General features: G+C 62.5%; 19 protein-coding genes. 3 read left to right on the top strand and 16 right to left on the bottom strand.

Annotation, left to right across the window (positions count from 1 at the left end; translation table 11 throughout):
* Positions 1–281: 281 nt before the first annotated feature.
* On the top strand, positions 282–1,763 hold the full coding sequence (locus BWR02_RS11020) for a right-handed parallel beta-helix repeat-containing protein (protein WP_162560110.1): 1,482 nt from the start codon (positions 282–284) through the stop codon (positions 1,761–1,763).
* 346 nt (positions 1,764–2,109) lie between these two features.
* On the opposite strand, the gene BWR02_RS11015 is transcribed toward BWR02_RS11020, so the two are convergent.
* The 12 genes from BWR02_RS11015 to BWR02_RS10960 all read right to left on the bottom strand — a co-directional run bounded on the left by BWR02_RS11015 (position 2,110) and on the right by BWR02_RS10960 (position 13,973).
* A complete protein-coding gene (locus tag BWR02_RS11015) occupies positions 2,110–3,213 on the bottom strand; it encodes a hypothetical protein (protein ID WP_139557825.1) in 1,104 nt (367 codons plus the stop codon).
* A 1,093-nt stretch (positions 3,214–4,306) separates the two neighbouring features.
* Entirely contained in the window at positions 4,307–5,509 is a 1,203-nt protein-coding gene (gene nirJ / locus BWR02_RS11010; RefSeq protein WP_139557824.1) for a heme d1 biosynthesis radical SAM protein NirJ, read from the bottom strand.
* Between the two features lie 15 nt (positions 5,510–5,524).
* On the bottom strand, positions 5,525–6,001 hold the full coding sequence (ahbB, locus tag BWR02_RS11005) for a siroheme decarboxylase subunit beta (RefSeq protein WP_236102140.1): 477 nt from the start codon (positions 5,999–6,001) through the stop codon (positions 5,525–5,527).
* Between the two features lie 15 nt (positions 6,002–6,016).
* Positions 6,017–6,460: an Lrp/AsnC family transcriptional regulator gene (locus BWR02_RS11000; RefSeq protein ID WP_139557822.1), complete on the bottom strand. Its 444-nt coding sequence runs from the start codon at positions 6,458–6,460 to the stop codon at positions 6,017–6,019.
* On the bottom strand, positions 6,457–6,999 hold the full coding sequence (gene ahbB / locus BWR02_RS10995) for a siroheme decarboxylase subunit beta (protein ID WP_236102138.1): 543 nt from the start codon (positions 6,997–6,999) through the stop codon (positions 6,457–6,459). Before ahbB (BWR02_RS10995) ends, BWR02_RS11000 begins: the two co-directional genes overlap by 4 nt.
* 3 nt (positions 7,000–7,002) lie before the next feature.
* Positions 7,003–7,467, bottom strand: coding sequence for an Lrp/AsnC family transcriptional regulator (locus tag BWR02_RS10990; RefSeq protein WP_139557821.1), 465 nt, complete (start codon positions 7,465–7,467; stop codon positions 7,003–7,005).
* A gap of 1 nt (position 7,468) precedes the next feature.
* A complete protein-coding gene (locus BWR02_RS10985; RefSeq protein WP_139557820.1) occupies positions 7,469–8,635 on the bottom strand; it encodes a cytochrome D1 domain-containing protein in 1,167 nt (388 codons plus the stop codon).
* Positions 8,632–8,940 (bottom strand): c-type cytochrome, encoded by a 309-nt coding sequence (locus tag BWR02_RS10980; RefSeq protein ID WP_328591519.1) that lies wholly within the window; start codon positions 8,938–8,940, stop codon positions 8,632–8,634. Before BWR02_RS10980 ends, BWR02_RS10985 begins: the two co-directional genes overlap by 4 nt.
* 3 nt (positions 8,941–8,943) lie before the next feature.
* Complete coding sequence (locus tag BWR02_RS10975; RefSeq protein WP_139557819.1) at positions 8,944–9,258, bottom strand: c-type cytochrome; 315 nt, start codon at positions 9,256–9,258, stop codon at positions 8,944–8,946.
* 53 nt (positions 9,259–9,311) lie between these two features.
* Positions 9,312–10,892: a nitrite reductase gene (locus tag BWR02_RS10970; RefSeq protein ID WP_268921413.1), complete on the bottom strand. Its 1,581-nt coding sequence runs from the start codon at positions 10,890–10,892 to the stop codon at positions 9,312–9,314.
* An 863-nt stretch (positions 10,893–11,755) separates the two neighbouring features.
* A complete protein-coding gene (locus BWR02_RS10965) occupies positions 11,756–12,976 on the bottom strand; it encodes an argininosuccinate synthase (protein ID WP_139557818.1) in 1,221 nt (406 codons plus the stop codon).
* 112 nt (positions 12,977–13,088) lie between these two features.
* Positions 13,089–13,973: a phosphoribosylaminoimidazolesuccinocarboxamide synthase gene (locus BWR02_RS10960; protein ID WP_139557817.1), complete on the bottom strand. Its 885-nt coding sequence runs from the start codon at positions 13,971–13,973 to the stop codon at positions 13,089–13,091.
* A 65-nt stretch (positions 13,974–14,038) separates the two neighbouring features.
* On the opposite strand from BWR02_RS10960, the gene djlA reads away from it, so the two are divergent.
* Together djlA and BWR02_RS10950 are read left to right on the top strand one after the other, a co-directional pair.
* Positions 14,039–14,896, top strand: coding sequence for a co-chaperone DjlA (gene djlA / locus BWR02_RS10955; RefSeq protein WP_236102136.1), 858 nt, complete (start codon positions 14,039–14,041; stop codon positions 14,894–14,896).
* Between the two features lie 14 nt (positions 14,897–14,910).
* Positions 14,911–15,393 carry a YajQ family cyclic di-GMP-binding protein gene (locus BWR02_RS10950; protein WP_139557816.1) on the top strand — a complete coding sequence of 161 codons (483 nt, stop codon included), beginning with the start codon at positions 14,911–14,913 and terminating at the stop codon, positions 15,391–15,393.
* 27 nt (positions 15,394–15,420) lie between these two features.
* On the opposite strand, the gene BWR02_RS10945 is transcribed toward BWR02_RS10950, so the two are convergent.
* The 4 genes from BWR02_RS10945 to prmA all read right to left on the bottom strand — a co-directional run bounded on the left by BWR02_RS10945 (position 15,421) and on the right by prmA (position 19,703).
* A complete protein-coding gene (locus BWR02_RS10945; RefSeq protein WP_139557815.1) occupies positions 15,421–16,152 on the bottom strand; it encodes a 16S rRNA (uracil(1498)-N(3))-methyltransferase in 732 nt (243 codons plus the stop codon).
* A gap of 3 nt (positions 16,153–16,155) precedes the next feature.
* Positions 16,156–17,511, bottom strand: coding sequence for an adenosylmethionine--8-amino-7-oxononanoate transaminase (locus tag BWR02_RS10940; RefSeq protein WP_139557814.1), 1,356 nt, complete (start codon positions 17,509–17,511; stop codon positions 16,156–16,158).
* 109 nt (positions 17,512–17,620) lie between these two features.
* A complete protein-coding gene (locus tag BWR02_RS10935) occupies positions 17,621–18,820 on the bottom strand; it encodes a class I SAM-dependent rRNA methyltransferase (protein WP_139557813.1) in 1,200 nt (399 codons plus the stop codon).
* A 4-nt stretch (positions 18,821–18,824) separates the two neighbouring features.
* Positions 18,825–19,703 carry a 50S ribosomal protein L11 methyltransferase gene (gene prmA, locus BWR02_RS10930; RefSeq protein ID WP_139557812.1) on the bottom strand — a complete coding sequence of 293 codons (879 nt, stop codon included), beginning with the start codon at positions 19,701–19,703 and terminating at the stop codon, positions 18,825–18,827.
* Position 19,704: the final 1 nt, after the last annotated feature.

Below are 19,704 nucleotides of genomic sequence, written 5' to 3'. Positions count from 1 at the left end.
CTATGTGCACAGAGACTACAGTCATGAACTATCCAAATTGCCACCGTAATCTTTTACCCCAAAGCGTCGCACTCAACTTACATTTAATCGCGCCGGCCGATACGGATCACGTCGAATCGCCGCTTTGGTGGCCCGGGAGTATTGATTCATCAAACTCTTGCCTACCTGACCAGAAGCAGCTGGAGCACTCGAGAAGACGGCATCGGCCACTTACCGAACAGCCATCGGGTAACACAGGGGCACATCGGAACCGGCTTCTGTCATCACTGCTGGGGATCGGTTTGTTTTCCGTTCTGCTGCCTCAAACAGGATGGACCACCGAGATGCCGATTTCCCCCGGCACGCCGCCGGCCATCGCCGAGGACGGACTCTGCTCCCTGATGGAGGCGATCATCAACGCCAACAACGACGCCGCCATACAAGCCGATTGTCCCGCCGGACAGGGCGCGGATACGCTCGTTCTGCCGCCGGCGAGTACCCAGGAGTTGACTGCCGTCCACAACCGGACGTATGGGGTCACCGGTCTTCCCATCATCGCATCGGACATCACGATTCAAGGGAACGGCAGCAGTATCGTTCGGAGCAGCAGTGCGCCGTCCTTTCGTTTAATGGCGGTGACCGGCACACTGACTCTCAGAAACATTACGCTTCAAGGCGGTAGGCAACCGGACTGGGAGGGCGATGGAATCCGTAACGGCGGCTGCGCCATACTGATTTATCAGGGCAGTGTGGACATCGAGAACAGCACCCTGGCCGATAATTACTGCTTCTACCGCGGCGGCGCGATCTATAACGTCTATGGACACCTGAAGCTGGCGGATAGCGCCGTCACAGGTAACACGGGAAGCACAGGCGGCGGACTAGCCCAATATCATGGACAGGCAGAGATCCTCAGGACCACTTTCTCAGGGAATACCGCAGCCAAAAACGATGGAGGCGGGATTTATAGCGGCGCCAGCATTTTGACGATATCGGACTCAACCGTCAGAGAAAATACCGCATTTTATGGTGGGGGCATACGTCAGGAGTGGGACAGCCAGGGAACCCTCCGCAATTGCGTCATAAGTAACAATCTTGCAAAAACGTCAGGTGGTGGAGTCGAGAATGGGGCTTTCGCTACCATGACGATTTCTGGCAGTACCATTTCCGGGAATGTTTCCAACGGCCTCGGTGGCGGACTGACGGGAACGACTTCCCACAGCGGACTCGTGGTTGTCAGCACCACCATCAGCGGTAACACATCCCGGTCGAGCGGAGGGGGCGTCTCGGTCTGGGGCGAAGGTCTCACCACACTGACCCGTAGTACGGTCGCCTTCAATCACGCCAACACCCGGGGCGGAGGCGTGTATGTCTCGAACAGCCCTACCGTGCTTTCCAACACGGTCGTCACGGGAAACACGACTGGCGGCAGCGGCCCGGAGATGAGTTGCACCGGGAATCTGTGCGCGCGCTATGCGTTGGTCAATCACTACAACCTGCTCGGGCACAGCGGATCCGCGGGGTTGGCAGGCGTCACAGCCGGCAACCGGGATATCGTGCCGACCCAGGCGCCGGCACAGATTCTGGATGCGAGTCTCGCCAACAATGGCGGTCCGACACCCACGCACGCGCTGCTGCCTGGAAGCGCGGCCGTGGACGCGGGCGACCCGGACTATCAAAAGGTTATCTATGGACGTAACGAGATCTACGACCAGCGGGGTGAAGGCTTCCTGCGTATGGGCGGAACCAATATGGATATCGGGGCTTTCGAGGTTCAACCGTGAGTGACCTCTGGTCGGTGTCGGAGGAATTAGAACCGCGGTAGCGGGACCGTGAGGTTCGGCGCAAAAGACGCTCAAGGCGTCACCGCCGTCACGCTGGCGGCGTAAGTGACCGAATACGCAGTTCAGAGCAAGGCCTGTCGGTAGCCGCCCGTGACGAACTGACGGGCGGCATCCCGGATAGATCAAAGACTGCACTGGCGGGATCGGCCGCATCGAACGCGGTGTGCGATGCAACCGGTCCCCTTTGGCGACCTCATTTGGCTCGGGCCCTTAAGGCTCGTTACTTTCCGCCACTACCGAATTTTCCGGATTCGGCGTCGGATTTACCTCTCGGGCCAACCGCGACCTACTCCGCGCACAGCGTGTTTTCCGGGCAGGTGGTATTGATGTACCCGCCACGCTGCCTGATGACCTCCAGGGTATCGTAGAAATCGTAGGACACACCGGGAGTCCATCGCTTCTCGAAGAACCACCAAAACAGGTGATTGGCATTGATCCCATTGGGATCGGTGACGGCAAAGTCAAAGACCTGATCCAGCGTCAGAAGCCCTTCTCCGATCGGATCGGACGAAAAGGTCAGATGGGTTGCGTTCACTGCCATCAGGATCGGCACTTTGCCTGCATATGCCGCAGTCAGTTCGGGAACGAACTCGGTCACGACCAGAGGACTGGTGTCAGGTCCACCGACGCCGATCCCATTCCGGTAGAGATGCTCCATCAGTTCGTACTCATTCGGCGACGTACGGAAGTTCAGCTGCAGTACGCTCAGGGTGCTCGGGTAGGAGCTCGCGAATGCGGAGGCGAGCCGTTTCAACTGATCGACATAGGTTTGCGGCGTCGCATTATCCGTCAAGGCTACCGTCGTAGCGCTCTCTTCGGTCACGATCGCCTCGATGAACGGCTCACCATCGAATTCAGCCCCCAACGCCGCATGCAACGCGATCAGCCGATCCATGACGGCCGGCACCCAGCGTTTTGCGATACACCCCGGCCGCTGCATATTTTGGGTCGTGAACTTTATCATCCCGCCCAAATATTCGGGATCCGTCTTCATGTACTCCGGCGTGCAGGCGTCTTCCCGTTCGAGGCGGTACGCCTTGTCCGAAATCTGCAATACCAGCCGCTTGCCTCTAATGCGCAAGAATTCCAGGTCGCTCCGGATCCGGGAAAAATCGTATACGCCCTTCGCCGTCTCCAGGTTGCCCCAGTGATAAGAGAGCATGACGCCCTTCATCTCCGGGATGGCCGCGATCCTGTTGAGACTGGTATTGTTGTAGAGCACGCCCAATTGCGCATAGTGCCCGGGATTCCACTTTTTGGGCCCGAACTGCGTGACAGGAGGAGCCACCGCCTGAGCGGAAAGCGAAATGGTCTGATCGGCGATCGAACCGTCCACCAGCGCCGTGTCGGCATGAGTAGCAGCCTCTTCGGGCGCAAACACGATATCCATCGTGCAACTCGCCCCCGCCTTCAACCACCAAGGACAGGTGCTCGCCACCCTCGTGAACGCGGGATGACTGAAGGTGATCCCCCAGACCCGCTCGGACCATTGCGCACTCGAGTTCGTCACCACGATCCTTACGGGTGCGCTCGTTTGATGGATTTGGACTTGGCCGAAGTCCACGGTGGATGGTGACACCGTAACACCCCAAGCCACATTACTCGCCAGTAGCGCGACCAAAACGCGCCCGACGTGACAGTATTTGCTCATAGATCCCCCCAAAGGTCATTGATGCCTGTCTAGGCGAAACCGCCCGAAGCAAGCTCTGCAAATCCTTGGATCGGGCGTTCCTGGATGGCCGAAGCCAATCGCACCAACATCGCTGGATGCGGGCACAGTATATCTTTAGGCATATCCTATGCCACGTATTGCAACCGGTGCGAATACTGCATTTCGCCCCTGCTTACACTTTTGGGTAGCGACAGCGAGGGAAAGGTATAGCTTCCGTGTTATGCCTGGGAACGCTTCTCAGAAATGCACATCGGCCGTTATCCCGCAGGCTTGCCAGCCATCCGGAGCGCGGCGAACAACCCACTCGACGGACCCCTCCTCCCACCACGATGTGCCGCTTTTCCGCCGGTGTGGCCCCTTGGTCCGGTATTTCAATCAACCGAATATGGCATAGGCCTCAGCATCTCGCCGGCCAACAAGGAGCAGCCTGTCGATTGCAGCGGGAAGAAAGGTGTCGAGCCCGCGTGCCACCCAGTAAAGACGTCACGGGATGTTCCACAAGGACGCGCTCATCCGGACAGTGGCAACTTGGGCGATCGCTGAGAGTCCCCCGACGACCTGCCTGAACATGACGGACAACAGGCCGGTCGTTGAAAAGGGCTTAAGATCTGTAACAGGCCATGCAGCCTGGAATGCGAGGCCCCCACGGCGAACCTGCGGTCGTCCGTGTCAGTGCGTTTGAGCTGGGAGACGATGCCGGTACGGCAAAGACAGAGCGGGTTGTGGCGACAGGGAATGGAGTGGGACGCCAACGGGCGGCGCCCGCCGCTGTTCAGCGGCTTGGAAGCGGGAGGATACCGACCATCGATACTCAGATCAGGGGAGCGCCGACCTCACGACCGGCGGCCCGGCAAGCCGGGTCGCGCGAGACCTGAATCTCCTGATCAGTCAGATAACAACCGGGATCCTCCGCCCAAGGATCGCCGGTGGTCTGGTGGGCGCGAACGCGGGTATTGCCATTGCAGATATCGAGGTGGGCGCAAGCACCACAGCGGCCCCTCACCGGCCGAGGATCCTGCTTAAGTCCCGCCATCAGTGGATCGCTCGTGTCAGGCCAGATCGCCGAGAAAGGCCGGTCACGGACATTGCCGAGACCGTAGTGCCACCAGAACGTATCGGGGTGTACGTTGCCAAGATTGTCGATATTGGCGATATTGACACCGGAAGCATTGCCGCCCCAGGCGGTCAACTTTGCGCGCAGCGCTGGCACGCTGCCCGGGAAACGTGCTTCCGCCCAGTGCAGCAGGTAAACCCCGTCGGCATCGTTGTTGCCGGTCACGAACTCGGCCGGGTCACCGGCGCGAAGCCGCTCCAGGCAAGTTTCGAACAACCGGTCCATGACCTGCCGGGTCATCAGGTAGACCGCATCGTCCTTGCGGTTGCGGTTGCCGCGGCCACCGTAATTGAGGTGGGACAGATAGAACTTGTCGACACGCTCCTGCCCCATCAGGTCGAGCATGCCCGGAAAATCGGCGAAGTTATCGCGCGTCAGCGTAAACCGCAGTCCCACTTTCAGGCCGTGGGCCACGCAAAGCCGGACGCCAGCCAGCGATCGGTCGAATGAACCTTTGCTACGCCGGAAGGCGTCATGTGTGTCGCGCAGACCGTCCAGGCTGACGCCGACGTAATCGAAGCCGACCGCGGCGATGCGATCGATGTTCTCGTCGGTGATCAGCGTGCCGTTGCTGGACAGCCCCACGTAGAAGCCGAGCCCTTTCGCCCGAGCGGCGATGTCATAGATGTCGGGCCGCAGCAGCGGCTCGCCGCCCGACAGGATCAGCACCGGCACTCGGAAGGCCTTGAGGTCATCCATGACCGTGAACACCTCCTCGGTGCTCAGTTCACCCGGAAAATCGATGTCGGCCGAGGTGGTATAGCAGTGCTTGCATGTCAGATTGCAGCGCCGCACCAGATTCCAGATAACGACGGGACCCGGCAGGACGCGGCGCCGTGACGTCGCCGGCGGCGCCGAAGGCGTCAGCAGTTCCTGGATATAGGGGGTGATGCGGAACATGAGGTCGCGGCTGGGCTAGGACTGCAACCGCAGCCCGGTCTTCTTCAGGATGCGGGTGCTGTACAGCACGCTGCGGGCGCGGACCGCGGAACCGAGCACCGCGGCAATCCGATCGGCCTCTTGCTCGACATCGGCCCGCGTCCGCCCGTGCACCATGGCGAACAGGTTATACGGCCAGTCCGGCAGATGGCGCGGCCGGTGGTAACAATGGCTAACCGATGGCATTCGGCCAACCTGTTCGCCGAGTTCATCGACGCGCTCATCCGGCACATCCCAGACCGTCATGCCGTTGGCGGTGTAGCCAATGCGGTAATGGTTCGGCACCACCCCGATGCGACGGATCACGCCGCGATCGAGCAGCGTCCGGAGTCGCACCATGACGTCTTGGGGCGACAGGCCGAGTTGCTCGGCCAGCGCATGATAAGGCCTTGGCGTCAGCGGCAAACCAGCCTGAGTGGCCAGGATCAGGCGGCGGTCGGTGTCGTCGAGCACGGGCGTCTCCATAGCTCAGACAACGAAATGCAGGCCGACGAAGTATTCGGTGATCTTGGGCATGTCGTAGACGTTCAGGCCGGTAGCAGCCTCGATCTCGCGCAACACGGCCCGATGTCGCTCCACCGTTTCGGTGGCCAGTACGAACCACATGTTCAACGCGTGGTCGCGGGCGTAGTTGTGCGCGACCTCGGGGAACGCATTGACCCGCTCGGCAATCGCATCGAACTCGGCCTCAGGCACTTTCATCGCGGCAAGGCTCAGTGCCCCGCCGAGCCGCTCGGCGTGGTACAGCGGTCCGAAGCGGCTCAGCAGGCCCTGATCGAGCAGCCCCTCAATGACGCCGATCAACTCCTCCTCGCCCAGGCCCAGTTTCTCCGCGGCCTCGAGAAATGGCCGCTCGCAGATCGGGAATCCGCCCTGCAGACCATTGATGACGACCCGCTCGGTCTCGGTCATGCCGGGCGCATCCGGCCAGACCGTGTGTCGCCGGAGGGCACCTCCGCCAGATAGCGCGCCCCGCGCTGCTTGAAGCAACGGCTGCTGAACAGCACGGCGCGCGGCGTATCGGTCAATCCACAGGCTTCCGCGAGCAATTCGATCTGGGCGTTCACGCTGTGGCGGTCACGTCCGTGGATCATGCAGAACAGGTTGTAGGGCCAGTCCTCGCCCCGACGGGGCCGTCGATAGCACAGGGTCACAAACTCGTGGGCGCTCATCCGGCGCCCGATGTCGCCGACGCGGTCATCGGGGACATCCCAGACCACCATCGCATTGGCTCGGTAGCCCAGCGGGCGGTGGCGCACGACGACACCGAGCCGCTTGATCAGCCCTTCGCGCACCCAGCGCGACACGGTGTCGACGACCTCACCTTCACTCAAGCCGACCCGCTCGCCCAATTCTGCATAAGGGCGAGGCGTCAACGGCAAGCCGGATTGAATGGCTTCCAGCAGGCGCGCCAGCCTGGGATCTTCACGCGGATCGTTCACCGTCGCCACGCGTCAGTCCTCCCAGCGCAGCGGGAAACCGAGATCGATATGGAATTCCTCAAGCAGCGGCAGCGAAAGGACCGGAAGACCGGTCGCCGCCTCGATCTGCGCGAGAACCTCGCTCAGGCGTGCCTCGTCCCTCGCGGTCAATACGAACCACAGGTTATAGCGATGCTCGCGCTCGTAGTTGTGATTGACCTCGGCATAGGTGTTCACCAACGCCGCCACTTCCTCCAACCGTTCCGGAGGCACCGCAACTGCCGCCAGTGTGCTGGCACCAAGGCGGTTGGGCGCGAATACCGGCCCGACGCGGCTGATCACGCCGCCGGTCTGCAGCGACTGCAGGTGGGACAGCACGGCTTCCTCGTCAACTCCCAAGGCGTCCGCCATCTCCCGGTAAGGGGTCGGCGTCAATGGCAGGTCACGCTGGAAATCGTTCAGCAGATGCTGCTGCAAGACAGAAAGCGCGGTGGCCATGTCACAGTCCGAGACGGTGCGCGCGTGCCGTGAAAAAGATGCCGCTGGGCTTGTCTGCCGGCAGCCGCGCCTTCTCTTCCAAGGTCTCGGTGTCGTAAACGACCAGGCGGTCGTCATCGCGCGCGGACACCCAGATTTCCTCGCCCTTGGGCGTGAACTCCATGTGCAGCACCGCCTTGCCCGGTGCCAGCCGCTTGACCACGCTGAGGGTCTGCGTATCGATCACATGCAGCTTGTCGTTGTCGGGCAGCGCGAAATTGACCCAGATCTGCCGGTCGTCCGGCCGCGCGATCACGAACACCGGCTGGCCTTCGAGCGGAATGCGCTTGACGACCTCCCAAGAGCGGCGGTCGACGACCAGCATCTCGTGATGGCCGACCGCCGGCAGGAACCAGTAGTCGCCGACCAGCGCCCGGCCTTCAAGGTGTGGCATCTTGAACACCGGGAGTTTCTCGTCGGTTTTCGCATAGACCGGCAGAATCCGCTTGACCCCGGCGTCGAGATTCCACAGATCGAGCAGCGCCAAACCCTCCTCGCCGAACAGTCCGGCGATATAGTACCGGCCGTCCGGAGAGATGAGCGCATCGTACGGTTCCTTCCCCGCCTTGAACTTCTGGACCTTGGGCGCTTTGGGATCATGCAGATCCGCGACCCAGATTTCGCCCGCTTCGAACAGACTGAACACGAAGCGCTGCCCGGGCGCGTCGACCAGACCGACGACCTTGGACAACTGTCCGTTGCCGTACTCGGCCGGAATGTCGGCGACCCGCTCCAGCGTTTCGGCAGAAAACACCCGCACGCCGCCCGGCGTGTAATTGGAACTTGCGAGCAGGCGCCCATCCTGCGATATCGCGCCGCCGACGCTGTTGTGGGCCTGTTCGGCGCGCTTCGCGACGTTACCCGCCAACAGGTCCAGCTTGGTCAGCGCGCCGTCGCGGCCGAACAGGTAGGCGTAGCGCTCGTCGCGGGAAAAAACGGCCGTCGCGTGGGACAGGTCGCCCAGGCCGGTAATCCGGCCGACGCGGGTCCTGCGGGTCGTGTCGACGATCTGCACGCTGCCCTCGGCACGCTCGACGACGACACCGAGATCGCCGGTACCGCGAAGCTCGGCGCCGACCGCCAAGGACAGAGGGGCCACCAGAGCGAGCAGACGAACCAGGAACTTCATTGGGGGTTACGCAGTTGATTAACCAGCCACGCGGCTTCATCCGCGGTCAGGAAACCCCGCCACGGAGGCATGGCCGTACCGGGGCGACCATTCACAATCGTATCGATCAGGGTCGAGTCGGGTTTGCCACTCAGCGCCTCGGGGAGCAGCGGCGGACCCAGACCGCCTTTGAACTGCAAGCCATGACAGGACCCGCAATCCTGCTTCAACAGGTTGAGCAGTTGCTGCTGGCGCTCCGCCTTCAGCGTCTCGGCGTGGACGACCATCGGCGCCAGCAACAACCCCCAGGCTAACTCCTTGACCACCGGCTATTCGCAGCGCTTCAACGACGACAGGTACGCAGCGACATCCGCAATCTGCTCGTCCTTCAGGCTGGCCGCCATGTTGTTCATGATCGGCGCCTTTCTGGTCCCATCCCGGTAGGCGGTCAGCGCCGAGCGCAGGTAGGCCTCCTTTTGTCCGGCGAGGTTCGGAAAGGCATCGCCGGCACTGATGCCCGTGATACCGTGACAAGCCGCGCAGACCGACTCTACCGTAGCCTTGCCGGCCTCCGGGTTCGCCGCCGCGGCCGGGCCCGAACCCAGCGCGACGATCAGTGCGAACGGGACACGCAATCTGGACATGGCATTTCTCCTGTCTTTTCGAGGATTACTCCGGACACCCGGATCCGTGGGCGTCATAGGTCACCGGGCGCGAGCCCGCGGGTCATGAACTTCGCCCGTGCCCGCGAGAAGATGCCGGCCGGGCTTTCCATTTCGAATGAAGCCACGCGATTCAGAGTTTGCGAATCGAACGCGACGACCTCATCCCCCGAATAGCCCGCGCTGACGAAGAGGAGATTGCCGCGCGCGTTGTATTCGGGGAAGTAGGCATGCCCGCCCACGTCGAGGGTCTTCGCCACCTCGAGCGTATTCTTGTCGATCAGCTGGATGGTACGGGCCCGACGGTCCTTGCTGATGATGTCGACCGCCACGTACGGCGCATTGGGATGCGCGGCCGGCGATTCGGTGCCACCGCTGACCGGCACCTGCTTGACGACTTCCATCGCATCCAGATCCCAGACACTGACGACCTCGTGGTCGCAATCACCGAAATTGGTACCGAAACCGAGCGTCTTGCCGTTCACCTTCACGACCGATCCACCGCCGACATGCGGCACGCAACCGGCCGGCAACTTCTTGATGAGCTTGCGCTCTTCGAGATCGATCGCGGCGACGATGCTGTCGTCGTAGGACGCGACCATCAGCTTGCGGCCGCCGTGCGAAAGGAAGGCATCGTGCAGGTGGCGCCCGACGTCCTTGATCGCCGTGACCGGGAAATCGGGGCTCTTCAGATCGATGACCCAGACCTGTCCGGCGTTCTCCAGCGCGATCGCAAAGACATCCGCATACGGCGTGCCGGTGATCATGCCCGAATCGGAAGTCACGAACTTGCCGTCGGGATCGACACCTTCGAGCGCGAAGAGCTTCAACGGCTCCAGCGTGTTGGCATCGAGAATGACCGCGACATGTGGTACGAACGAGCCCGCCATCAGGTAGCGGCCGTCGCGCGAAATTCCGAGCGCCGGGCCATTCAGGCCGGTCTTGATCTCGCGGACGATCTTCATCGAATACAGGTCGACCTTGTACAGCTCGGCGGCATCGGTCTTGACGTAGGCCCAGCGCGGATTGACGGGGTTGAACTCGATGATGTGCGCCGCGGTCGCGGTCGGCACCTCACCGACCTTGGTGTTGTTGGCACTGTTGATGAACACCGCCTTCGAACCGGCGCCGCGCCCATAGCGGCCACGCGCCGCGACGCCGAGCAGATCGTCCATGTTCTCGATCGCGTAGCCCGGCTTTTCGGGCAGCGTGGACTCATCCTGCACATGGACCTTCAGGGAACGCTTCATGTCGTCCAGCGTCCACTTCGGATCAAGCTTCGGAGTCGTCGAGATGTAGTTGACCAGCAGCTTGATCTGATCGTCACTGAGCTTGCCGTAAAACGGCGGCATCAGGGTGTCGAACACGCCGGTCATGATCATGCTGCGCAGCGTCGTTGGGCTGCGGCCGGCCAACCGGGTCTTATTCAAGGCGGGCGCCAGATAACCGCCCAGGTCCTGACCATGGCAGCTGGCGCAATTGCCGTTGAATAGCGTTTCGGCCTGAGTCCGCTCAGCCGGCGTCAATTCCTTCGCCATGCCGGAACCCGCCGACAGTAGCAGTCCAGCGAGAAAGAAGGTCAGTGAGGCATGCCTGGCACGATGGCGTGTTGTCATTTCAGAACTCCAAGAGGACTGCGAAGAGCGGCTACTCGCCGAGCGACCGGTACCACCCTACCGAAAAGGGGCCCCGGCGGACCCAACTACTGGCCCAAGCAATACAGTTTCGTAACGAAACCTAAGGCTACCGATCGCGGCCGATCCTGTCAAGCGAAGCGCGAGACATGGAACCTGTGCGAGCGAGTTCCCCTGACGAACACCGCCCGAGCTCGAGATCGGAGCCTGATTTAACCGTCTCGCAAGGCGAGGACGTCGGGAAAAAATACCCATAGGGGAAGCCACTCGTTCACGGTGTGCTCGGGACGCGAAGCTTATCGTCTAGACACCCGGAACACCAGTGCAGCGGGCAGCGGCGCAAATCGTGAGGAAGCGACCCGGCACTGCGCGTGATCGGCGGTCCGCTTCAGGCGGAATTTACACACCCCGCTCATGGCTTGCGTAGGCGACTGATTCAACGTTCGGAAAGGCAGCTCGGCATCCGAGCCAGAGCCCGTCAGCGAGACCGGGGCAAGATTAGTGGGCAATTTCTGACCGGGGAAGGAGACAAACGATGAGTATCAAACTCGAAAGCAAAGAGACCGTGGAAACCCTCGTGGCGATGAAGATCGCGGGCAGTTGGCTGGCCGGCTGGAGCGGACTCCTACTGCTGCTGGCGTTCATCTAGCGAGATGAGCACGAAGTCACGCAGGGCCCATGCCCGACGGTTCAACATCGCGCCGCGAAACAGATGCCGGCCGAACCTGGCCGGCAGCGACGAGGCGGTCGGCCAACCGCCAGCGGCTGCCGCGAGCCAATCGGCAGGTCGCGGGCCTCACCGCTGCCGCCGGTCGCACCTCGGAGAGGTGCGACCCTGAGAGGACTCAGACGCGGCTCTTGCGCCCCGCGATCCGAAGCCGTAATGCGTTGAGCTTGATGAAGCCCTCGGCGTCCTTCTGATCATATGCTCCCGCATCGTCCTCGAAGGTTGCGATGTTGGTGTCGAACAGGCTGTCCCGCTCCGACTTGCGACCAACCACGGTCACATTGCCCTTGTAGAGCTTCAGCCGCACGACACCGTTCACCGCGGCCTGGGAAGCATCGATCATCTGCTGCATCATCTGCCGCTCCGGACTCCACCAGTAGCCGTTGTAGATCAAGCTTGCATAGCGGGGCATCAACTCGTCCTTGAGGTGCGCGACTTCGCGATCCAGCGTCAGCGATTCGATCGCCCGATGCGCCCGCAGCATGATCGTGCCGCCCGGCGTTTCGTAGCAGCCGCGAGACTTCATGCCGACGTAGCGATTCTCAACGATATCGAGGCGCCCGATACCGTTGGCTCCACCGACCTGATTCAACAGTTTCAACGCCTGCGCCGGCGAAACGGTGACACCATCGATCGCCACGATGTCGCCGCGCGCGTAGGTCAGTTCCATGTAGGTCGGCCGGTCGGGCGCCTTTTCGGGCGAAACCGTCCAGCGCCACATCGACTCCTCGGGTTCGTCCCAAGGATCTTCGAGCACCCCACCCTCATAAGAGATATGCAGCAGGTTGGCATCCATCGAATAGGGCGAGGCCTTGCCGCGCTTCATCTCGATCGGTATGCCGTGCTTTTCGGCGTAGGCGACCAGAGTTTCGCGCGAGGTCAGATCCCATTCGCGCCATGGTGCGATCACCCGGATGTCGGGCCGGAGGGCGTAGGCACCGAGCTCGAAACGAACCTGATCGTTCCCCTTGCCGGTGGCGCCGTGCGAAATGCTGTCGGCTCCGGTCTCGTTCGCGATCTCGATCAGCCGTTTTGCTATCAGCGGTCGGGCGATCGAGGTGCCGAGAAGGTATTCACCCTCGTAGATCGCATTCGCACGAAACATCGGGAACACGAAATCACGGGCGAATTCCTCGCGCAGGTCGTCGATGTAGATCTCCTTGATGCCCATCGCCTGCGCCTTGGCGCGCGCCGGCTCGAGTTCTTCGCCCTGCCCGATGTCCGCGGTGAAGGTCACGACCTCGCAGTCGTAGACCTCCTGCAGCCACTTCAGGATGACCGAGGTGTCGAGACCACCGGAGTACGCGAGGATGACTTTCTTGATCGTGCTTTTTGCCATGGTGGAAGACGTTGCCTGATTCGATGAAAACGCGGCGATTATAGCGAAAGGCGATTGGCCTCGCCGAAAGCGCCCGGTTTCGGGCGGACCCCGGAACGACGCCGGCCGCGGGCTAAGCCTGCGTCAGACGAACTTCGGCCTCGCGATATTTTGCAGCAGTCTTCGCGATGATCTCGGGGGGGAGATGCGGACCCGGCGCACGCTTGTTCCAATCCAGCGTCTCCAGATAATCGCGCACGAACTGCTTGTCGAAACTCGGCGGACTAATCCCGACGCGGTACTGATCGGCGGGCCAGAAACGGGAGGAATCGGGCGTCAACGCTTCGTCGATCCAGACCAGGTTGCCGTCGCGGTCCAGGCCGAACTCGAACTTGGTGTCGGCGATGATGATGCCGCGTTGCAGCGCATAGGCAGCCGCAGTACGGTACAGCGTCAGGCTGACGTCGCGGACTTGCTCGGCGAGGTCACGGCCGATCAACCGACAGGTTTCGTCGAAATCGATGTTCGCGTCGTGGGACCCCATCTCCGCCTTCGTGGAAGGCGTGAAAATCGCCTCGGGAAGCTGTTGAGCCATTGCCAACCCGGCCGGCAGCGGCATCCCGCAGACCGCGCCGGTCACCAGATAGTCCTTCCAGCCGGATCCGATCAGATACCCCCGCACCACGGCCTCGACCGGCAGCGGTTGCAGTTTTCGGACCACCATCGAACGCCCCGCGACCAGCGCGCGTTCCTCAGGATCCGGCAGAACCGCTGCGAGATCGAGATCCGCGAGATGGTTGCCGATCACCGATGACAGTCGCTCGAACCAGAAGCGCGACACGGCCGTCAGCACGCGCCCCTTTTCCGGGATCGGATCCGGCAGCACGACATCGAAGGCGGAAAGCCGATCGGTCGTCACAATGAGATAATATTCGCCGTCGATATCGTAAATGTCGCGAACCTTGCCACGGCTGCGCAGCGGCAGCGCGGTCAGGGCGCTCTCGAACAAGGTGTCCATGTTAATCGCGTTTCCCGGTGGTCTGGACCTGCTGGTTGGCCCTCAATCATGGTAGTTTGCAGACCTTGAGGCAAGAAAAAATCAGTCATGGCGACATGAGCTGGCTCGGCAAGGTGCTGGGGGGCGCATTCGGATTTCTGATGGGAGGCCCTCTCGGCGCCATCCTGGGCGCCGCAGCCGGACATCAGTACGACCGTGGCCGGCGAGGACCCGAGCGACTGGAGCCCCGGCTCGAAATCGGCGACCAGCGCCGAGTGCAAATGGCGTTTTTCACCGCCACGTTTTCGGTGATGGGACACCTGGCCAAAGCCGACGGCGCTGTCTCCGCAGCCGAGATCAACGCGGCCAAAGCCGTCATGGACCGCTTCGAACTTTCGACCGAGCTGCGGCGGGCCGCGATCCAACTGTTCACCGAAGGCAAGAAACAGGGCTTTCCACTGAACGATGCGCTGGAGCAGTTCCGGAATGAGTGCCACCACCGGTACCCGCTGTTCCGCCTGTTCATGGAAGTTCTGCTGGAAATGGCCTATGCGGATGGCCCCCTGCGCTTCAGCGAGGAGCGCCTGCTACTCCAGATCTGCGACCGCCTGCATCTGTCGCGACTCGATTTCTACGCCTTGAAGGCGCGGGTGGATGCCGCGCAGCGTCTGGCCCATACGGGTTATGAACGAACCCGTCCGCGGTCTCCGCCGCCACCCCCGCGGCGCTCCGCTCTCGACGAGGCCTATATCGTCCTGGGGATCCGCCCGACCGCCAGCGACGCCGAGATCAAATCGGCTTATCGTCGCATGATCGGCCAGCATCATCCGGACAAGCTGGTGGCGTCCGGCGCGCCCGAGGAACGGGTCCGCAGCGCGACCGTGAAGACGCAGCAGATCCGCAAAGCCTACGAACTGATTGTTGAACAGCGCAATTTGAGTTGAGGAGAGTCCTGCCGATGCCGACTTTTGACGTGGTATCCGAAGTCAACCTGCACGAAGTTAACAACGCCGTCGATCAGGCGAACCGCGAGGTCACGACACGCTTCGATTTCAAGGGCAGCGGCGCGCAATTCGCCGTGGAGGACGATACCGTCCAGTTGCAGGCCGAGTCGGAATTCCAGTTGCAACAGATGATGGACATCCTGCAGGCGAAGCTGGCCAAACGCGGTGTCGACATCCAGAGCCTCGACATCCAGAGCCCCGAGGTCAGCGGCCGGCAGGCGCGGCAATCGGTGAAACTCAAGCAGGGCATCGACAGCGTGCTGGCCAAGACCATCGTCAAGATGGTCAAGGACTCTAAGCTCAAGGTCCAGGCCAGCATCCAGGGCGACAAGGTGCGAGTCTCCGGCGCCAAACGGGACGACCTGCAAGCCGTGATCGCGCTGTTGCGCAAGGGCGAACTGTCACAGCCGCTGCAGTACGAAAACTTTCGTGACTGATCGCGCCGGCACAGACCTGCCGAGGTCTTAGCTGCGCAAATCACCCCACAACAACTGGGCGGCGGTCAATGCCGCAATCGCCGCCGTCTCGGCCCGCAAAATCCGGGGCCCGAAGCGCACGCGCATGAAGCCGGCCGCTTCGGCCTGCGCCCGTTCGCTGGGCGAGAACCCACCCTCCGGTCCCGACAACAACACGATACCTTCCGCGGTGGGCGTCACCTCGCCGATGGCATGCGTGCCGGCGGGATCCAGCAGCAAGCGGGTACCTCGAACTTCGTCCAGCCACTGCTGCAGTGGCTGCGGCTCCGCCAAATGCGGAATCCGGTTCCGATGGCACTGTTCGCAGGCACTCTGAGCCACCCGTTGCCAATGCACCCAGCGACTCGCCCGGCGGCCGTCATCGAGCCGAACCACGGTGCGCTCGGCGATCAGCGGGCTGATCGCCGCGACACCCAACTCGACGGCTTTCTGGATCACCAGATCCATCCGGTCGCCACGTGAGATGCCAAGCCCCAGATGCAGCGACAGCGGGGACTCGGCCGACCGGTCCCGCCGGCTACCAAGCCGAAGCCGCGACTCGGCACGACTCAGCAGCTCGACCTCGGCGTCACACTCACCGCCCGAGCCATCGAAAACCACCAGTTCCGCACCCACCCGTAAACGGAGCACCGTTTTCAGGTAGTGCGCCCGCTCTTCCGACAGCACAAGCGTCGCGCCATCCTCTAGCGCAACGGGCAAGAACAGTCGCGGCACGCGCATCGCTCAATCCGCCGTGGCGGAATCGATCGCAACGCGCGCCGCCTCGGTCATCCGCTTGATCTCCTCGGGCGTGATCACGTATGGCGGCATGAAATAGACGACCGGCCCCAGGGGCCGCAACAGGACACCCTGCTCCAGTGCCGCGCGGTGGACCCGCAATCCGCGGCGTTCCTGCCACGGGTACGGCACCCGTCGCACCTTGTCCTGCACCAGTTCGATCGCGGCAATCATGCCGGTCTGCCGGACCTCTGCGATATGGGGATGGTCCGCGAAGGGTTCGCACTGGCGCGCGATGAGAGCCGCGAGCTCGCGATTGCTACCGATCACATCCGACGCCTCGAACAAGTCCAGCGTCGCCAGCGCCGCCCGGCAGGCCAGCGGATTGCCGGTGTAGCTGTGCGAATGCAGAAAGGCCTTCAGCGTGACATAGTCGTCATAGAACGCGCTGTAGACCGCCTCGCCGGTGAGCACGGCCGCCAACGGCAGGTAGCCACCCGTCAGCCCCTTCGACAGGCACAGGAAGTCGGGCGTGATGCCGGCCTGCTCACACGCGAACAGCGTGCCGGTTCGGCCGAAGCCGACGGCAATCTCGTCGGCGATCAGATGGACGCCGTAACGATCGCAGGCCGCGCGCAGGCGCTCCAGATAGATCGGGTGATACATCCGCATGCCGCCGGCACATTGCACTAGCGGTTCGACGATCACGGCGCAAATCGTATCGGCGGACTCGGCCAGGAGGCGATCGATCTCCGCGAAGCGGCGCTCGGAACACTCAGCCCAGGATTCGCCCGGCTCCCGCGAAAAGCAATCGGGGCTGGGGACGGTCACCACGTCCATTAGCAAGGGGCGGTAGGTATCGCGATACAGGGGGACGTCGCCAACCGCGAGCGCCCCAAGGGTTTCGCCGTGGTAACTGTTCTCCAGCGTGACGAAACGGGTCTTGCGATCGAACCCGAGATTGCGCCAGTAATGGAAGCTCATCTTCAGCGCCACTTCCACGGCTGCCGAACCGTTGTCCGCGTAGAAGCAGCGGGTCAGCCCGGGCGGCGCCAGTCGGGTCAGCCGCTCGGCAAGGACGATGCCCGGCTCGTGTGTGAAGCCGGCAAAAATCACCTGCTCCAGCGTTACGAGCTGTTCGGCCACCGCCGCACCGATCGCCGGATGACAGTGCCCGAACAGGTTCACCCACCACGAACTGATCGCGTCGAGATAGCGGCGCCCCTGATGATCCTCGAGCCAGACACCTGAGCCGCTACGAATCGGGATTGGCGGCGTGGCCTCGTAATCCTTCATCTGCGAACACGGATGCCAGACCGTGCGCAGATCGCGTTCGACTAGACTCGCGGCGTTGAGGTGCATGCTGCGGTACCAGGGGTTCCGGTTGGCGGGTGGCGTAAACGGGGTGAGACCAAGCTCGAACCCACCATCCATCCCATTTCACGGGTGGGATTCGTCCCGACAAGACGTCTTAGCCCGGCGCCGAGACGTGGCAAAAGATGGTCTTCAGATAATCGGTTTCCGGGATCGCGGGATGGACTGGATGGTCCGGCCCCTGACCGCCCTGCCAGAGAAACACGGCATGCCGGTCCAGGTGGCGGGTCAGGCCGCGCAGCATGTCGCTCAATGAGGCGCGCGACAAGTGATAAGAGCACGATGCCGAGACCAGCACTCCCCCCGAATTCAGGGCCTGCAGAGCGAGCTGGTTCAGCCGACGGTAGGCTTCAGTGCCCGCCTTGAGGTCACGCTTGCGCTTGATCAGCGCCGGCGGGTCGAGCAGGATCAGATCGTAACGCCGGCGATCCTCCCGAGCATGTCGCAGGAACTCGAATACATCGGACTCGATGAAGCGCATCCGATCCTCGACGCTGTTCAACGCGGCATTGTCGCGCGCTAGCGCCAGAGCAGGCCCGGAGCTGTCGACGCAATCCACGTGCTCGGCGCCCGACACCGCTGCCTGCACGCCCCAGGCACCGCTGTAGGAGAACAGATCGAGCACGCGCTGGCACTTGGCCAGCTTGGCGGCCATCGCCCGATTGGCACGATGATCGAAAAACCACCCGGTCTTCTGCCCGTTGACCGGATCGATCCAGAACGCGACATCGTTCTCGCGGATCTGGGTCGGACCGTCGACCACTCCCTTGACGACGCGAACATAGCTGTCGAGCCCCTCGAGCGTCCGCAGGCTGGACACGTTCTTCAGCACGATGACCCGCGGCATCAGCAGTTTCTGCAGGATATCGACGATCACATCGAGAAAGCGCTCGGCACCGGCCGTGCTCGTCTGCACGACCAGCACATCCCCAAAACGATCGATGACAACGCCGGGCAGGCCGTCGCTCTCGCCATAGCACAGGCGATAGAACGGCCGATCGAACAGCAGTTCCCGCAGGTGCAAGGCCCGGGTCAGACGCCGGGTCAGGAAAGTGTCGTCAATGACGGCCCTGGCATCGCGGGTCAGCACGCGCGCACAGATCAGGGACTCGGGATTGATATAGGCGACGCCGAGCGGAGCCTCGCGATGGTCCTCGATACGGACCAGATCGCCTGGCGCGAAGTCGCGCAGCGGCGTTCGTTCGACGTCGACTTCATTGCTGAACACCCACAGGTGTCCGGCGCGCAGGCGCCGTTCTTCGTTACGTCGCAACCGCAGGGGCGGTAGGCTGCCCATCACGTCAACCCCTCTTTCGGCCCACGAGACGCACCCAGCCTTCGCGCTGCGCTACCGGGGCAAACTCGAAGCCCGCCGCGTAGGCGTGCGCGACATCGGCACCCTGCTCGGCAAGAATTCCGGACAACACGAGCCAACCGCCGGCACGCACGCGCCGCGACAATTCGCCGGCGAGGTCGATCAGGGGATTGGCGAGGATGTTCGCCATCACGATGTCAGCCGTGACTTCACGACCGAATTGGTCGGGCACGGCGCAACGGACCCGCTCGGCGACACCGTTCTTGGCGGCGTTGTCCTCGGTGGCGAGCAGGGCCTGGGGATCGATGTCGACGGCATGAGCCTCGGCAGCGCCGAGCACCAGCGCTGCCACGGCCAAGATGCCCGATCCACAACCGTAGTCGATAACGGCGCAGCCGGACAGATTCTGTCCATCCAGCCATTCCAGACACAGCGCCGTCGTCGGATGAGAGCCTGTGCCGAAGGCCAGGCCGGGGTCCAGCGTCACGACGACTGCACCCGGTTCATCGACGGCAAATCCGGTCGGAGAGACCCATAGCCGACGCCCAAAGCAGACGGGCCGAAAATGCTCCAGCCATTCGCGTTCCCAGACCCGGTCTTCCAGGGATTCAACGTCACAGGCTGTGACCGCCTGTCCGAAACGACCCATCAGGTTGCGGCGCACCGTATCCAGGTCCGCTTCTTCCGGGAACAGTCCTATCACTCGGGTTCGGGCCCAGATCGGTGTTTCCCCAGGTTTCGGCTCGAACAATGGCACATCGCCCGCATCCTGAAGGCTGACCGACAAGGCGCCGTCGTCCGAGAGCGCATCGGCGATTGCCTCGGCGACGTGCTCGTCCGCTTCCACTGCGAGCTGGCGCCACATG

The sequence above is a fragment of the Methylotetracoccus oryzae genome (assembly GCF_006175985.1).
GTDB classification, from domain to species: Bacteria; Pseudomonadota; Gammaproteobacteria; order Methylococcales; family Methylococcaceae; genus Methylotetracoccus; species Methylotetracoccus oryzae.
Note: the sequence above shows the minus strand (reverse complement) of the source record. Positions and strands in the feature narration are given on the sequence as shown.